1 protein-coding gene is annotated in these 542 nt (G+C 64.8%); it reads right to left on the minus strand.

All coding sequences use genetic code 11. The annotated features are described in order from the left end of the window. Positions 1 to 542: class I SAM-dependent DNA methyltransferase (locus tag FRC98_RS21065; protein ID WP_146983525.1), on the minus strand; the 542-nt coding region annotated here is incomplete at both ends.

The following is a 542-nucleotide window of genomic DNA, read 5'->3' on the forward strand; positions in this document are numbered from 1 at the left end:
AGGCGCTTCCTTCACCGCCTGGATGTTGACCAGGCCGCGCATCTCCATGTCTTCCAGATAGTCCGGATAGCCGTCAGCCTCCCAGACCTTCTCGTGCACCGTCACGACGATCTGCCCGCCCTTGCGGGTCACGCGCGCCAACTCGTCCAGGGCCTTCGGCTTGACGTGGCCGCTTGTGAAGACACCTACCGAGATCACGGCGTCGTAGCTGTCGTCGGCAATCTCCAGCGGCACGGTCAGGTCCGCCTCGGACAACTGGCCGTAAGCGTTCTTTTCGCCGGCCACTTCGAGCATCTCGCGCGACAGGTCGTTGCCGTCGATATTGGTGAACCCCAGCTTCTTCAGCTCCACACCGGCCAGACCGGTGCCGCAGCCCGCGTCCAGAACCTTCGCGTCCCTGGCGACCAGGCCGGGCGCCACATAGCCCATCCCGTCAAGGGTGTCGCGGTCGTACTGTTCGGCCCATTCGGCATAGACGCGGCGGGTTTCCTCCTTGTCGCCGTCCAGGGCGTATACGCGGCGCAGCAGCGGATTGTTCTCGC

The organism is Lujinxingia vulgaris, assembly GCF_007997015.1.
In the GTDB taxonomy this organism is placed as follows: Bacteria; Myxococcota_A; Bradymonadia; order Bradymonadales; family Bradymonadaceae; genus Lujinxingia; species Lujinxingia vulgaris.